This is a genomic window from Bradyrhizobium sp. BRP20 (assembly GCF_020194215.1).
Classification (GTDB): Bacteria; Pseudomonadota; Alphaproteobacteria; order Rhizobiales; family Xanthobacteraceae; genus Bradyrhizobium; species Bradyrhizobium yuanmingense.
In genome coordinates this window covers 1-3298 of record NZ_JADYVY010000059.1, presented here as the reverse complement: position 1 = coordinate 3298, position 3298 = coordinate 1, and the positions used below count along the sequence as shown (strand labels likewise).

Below are 3298 nucleotides of genomic sequence, written 5' to 3'. Positions count from 1 at the left end.
GCGCGGCGGCGATCGAGGCGCAGGCGACTGCACTGGACTCGTTCTATGTCGATGGCATCCGCCACAACATCCCGTTCCTGTCGGCCTTGATGCATCATCCGCGTTGGCGCGAGGGACGGCTCTCGACTGGCTTCATCGCCGAGGAATTCCCCAAGGGCTTTGCGGTGCGCGTGCCCGAAGGCGAGGTCGCACGGCGTATCGCCGCCGTCGGCGCTGCCATCGATCACGTGCTCGGCGAGCGCAAGCGGCAGATCTCCGGGCAGCTCGGCGGCCGCATCGTGCAGCGCGAGCGCCGCCGCGCGGTTTGGCTCGACCGCCAGGAGATACTGCTCGAGGTCGCGCGCGAAGGCGAAGCGATCACGATCCGCTTCATCGACGCCGACGGCAAGGTCGGCAAGGCGCATCTGCTGCAGTCCGCGTGGAAGCCGGGCGATCCGGTTTGGCAGGGCACCATCGACGACCACCTCGTCGCGGTGCAGGTGCGGCCGATTGCCAACGGCATCCGCCTCGCGCATCAGGGCGTCGAAGTCCCGGTCTATGTCTGGACCGAAGCGGAAGCGACCTCGGCGCGGCTGATGCCGGTGACGACGGCCGCCGATACCGGCAAGAAGCTGCTGTGTCCGATGCCCGGGCTGATCGTCTCGATCGCGGTAACGGAGGGGCAGGAGGTCAAGGCCGGCGAGGCGCTCGCGGTCGTCGAAGCCATGAAGATGCAGAACGTGCTGCGCGCTGAGCAAGACGGCGCCGTGAAGAAGATCCACGCCAGTGCCGGTGCGACGCTCGCGATCGACGCGCTGATTTTGGAGTTTTCCTGAACACCGCAAGAGGCGACCTGAGATGGGCAGCCTGTCTGCAGGAATTCCGGTTACTTCTAGGCAGAAGTCATGTTGGGCAGCTCGGCGTCACTTGGGATTAGGTGGACTTGATGAAAACCGAACGGTTGGCATTGGCATCGGGCTTTGCGCCTGCTTCACGCCAGGACTGGCACAAGCTCGTTGATGGCGTGCTAAAGGGAGCGCCGTTCGAAAAGCTGATTGGTAGGACGTACGACGACTTGAGAATCGAGCCGATTTATCTCCGCGCGAAAGACATTGCACTAGTCGACGGGCGGGCACCCGCGGCGCCTTGGCAGATCATGCAGCGCATCGATCATCCAGACGCGGTGACGGCCAATAGGCAGGCCGTTCACGATCTGGAGAATGGGGCGACGGGCCTGGCGCTCGTCTTTGCCGGCGCCAACTGCAGCCGCGGGTTCGGTCTCGATCAAACGGCAGGTGCCGTCGCCAAAGCTTTAAAGGACGTCCACCTTGATGCCGGCATCGGGATTGAACTCCAAATTGGTACAGACGGGCGTAAGACCGCGATCCATGTTGCGGAATATGTGAAGTCGGTCGGTCTCGATCCTGCCGTCTGCGACATTCGATTTGGGCTCGATCCGCTGGGCGCGTGCGCCCTAAGCGGACGCAGTCCATACACTTGGGAAGAAATCGCACGGAACGTTGCCAGCACGATCAAAGGGCTTGTAACGCTGGGGTTCAAGGGGCCGTTTGCCGCGAGCGACGGGCGTATCGTTCATGACGCCGGCGGCTCAGAAGTGCAGGAGCTTGCCTTTGTGCTCGCCTGCGGCGTGGCATATCTGCACGCTATGGAGGCGGCGCGCATTCCGCTGGATCAAGCGCGAAGTATGATCTATGCGCGACTCACTGCTGACGCCGACCAGTTTTTGACTATGGCTAAATTCCGCGCGTTGCGACTCCTCTGGGCGCGCATCGAGTCGGCGTGCGGTGTGGCGCCGAGGCCGCTGTTCATTGCGGCTGACACGTCCTGGCGCATGTTGACCCGGCGCGATCCCTACGTGAACATGTTGCGCGCTACCTTGGCGACATTCTCTGCGGGAATCGCCGGTGCCAATGCGATCACAGTCCTGCCGCACACGTTGGCGCTCGGCCTTCCAGACTCGTTTGCCCGGCGCGTGGCCCGCAACACGCAGCTTCTGCTACTGGAGGAAAGCAATCTTGCCAAGGTTAGCGATCCTGCCGCAGGTGCTGGCGGCATTGAGGCGCTAACAACGGAGCTTTGCGACGCGGCCTGGAGGAGTTTTCAAGAGACTGAAAATGCGGGCGGCATTTTTGCCGCTCTACAGCAAGGAACGCTTCAGGCGAAGATCACAGCTACACGCACAGCGCGCCGTGCAAATCTCGCGAAACGCAGCGACCCGCTGACCGGAGTGAGCGAGTTCGCAAACCTTGGCGAAGGCGCAGCGGCGGTACTAAGCGTAAGACCGATGGCTCTTCCGCCTAGCTTTGATCAGAAATTCGTATTCGACGCACTGCCGCCGATCCGGCTTGCGGAACCCTTCGAATCGCTCCGCGATAAGTCCGATGCGATATTGAAGCTACTCGGCGCGCGGCCGCGAGTGTTTCTTGCTAATCTCGGCACACCGACCGACTTTACGGCCCGCGCGACATTCGCCAAGAGCTTCTTCGAAGCGGGAGGAATTGAGGCTATCGACGGCGCCGGCTTCGCCGACCCAGCCGAGCTTGCCCTCGCATTCACGGGCTCTGGTGCCGAACTTGCCTGCCTTTGCTCCAGCGATAAGATCTATGCGGAGCGCGCCGAAATCTCCGCCCACGCGCTTCAGCAAGCCGGAGCTAGGCACATCTATTTGGCGGGACTTCCCTCTCAATCCGAGGCCGCGTTTCGGCGGGCTGGCACCTGCAGCTTTATTCACGTCAGTTGCGACGCCTTGGCAACGCTAAATGCCGCTTACAACCGGATCCAAAAGCCGAAGGTTTCCGGATAATCGACAATCGGAACGCGAACACTCAGATGTCATCCATTAGCGTTATCCCGAATTTTGCAAGTATTGCTTTCGAAAGGTGCTCGGTCGCCGCTTCTTCTGCTTCCGTCGATCCGTGGGTGACTCCGGAGGGCATTCCGGTCAAGTCAGCATACGGAGAAGCAGATATCGCCGGGCTCGATTTCCTTGAGACCTGGCCAGGCATCGCGCCGTTCCTGCGCGGCCCCTACCCGACCATGTATGTCAACCAGCCCTGGACGGTCAGGCAATATGCCGGCTTCTCCACGGCGGAGGATTCCAACGCGTTCTATCGCCGCAACCTCGCGGCGGGGCAGAAGGGCCTCTCGGTCGCATTCGATCTTGCCACCCACCGCGGCTATGACTCGGATCATCCGCGCGTCGGCGGCGATGTCGGCATGGCCGGCGTTGCCATCGATTCCATCTACGACATGCGCACGCTGTTTGCAGGGATTCCGCTCGACCAGATGAGCGTGTCCA

At 61.9% G+C, this 3298-nt stretch carries 3 protein-coding genes; all 3 read left to right on the top strand.

The features are described from left to right. Positions 1 to 815: biotin/lipoyl-containing protein (locus I6F33_RS37705; protein WP_225145774.1), on the top strand; the 815-nt coding region annotated here is incomplete at its 5' end. A 110-nt stretch (positions 816 to 925) separates the two neighbouring features. Continuing rightward, a complete protein-coding gene (locus I6F33_RS37700) occupies positions 926 to 2803 on the top strand; it encodes a methylmalonyl-CoA mutase family protein (RefSeq protein ID WP_225145776.1) in 1878 nt (625 codons plus the stop codon). Positions 2804 to 2838: 35 nt separating this feature from the next. Beyond that, the coding region (locus I6F33_RS37695; protein ID WP_225145775.1) for a methylmalonyl-CoA mutase family protein at positions 2839 to 3298 on the top strand (460 nt) is incomplete at its 3' end.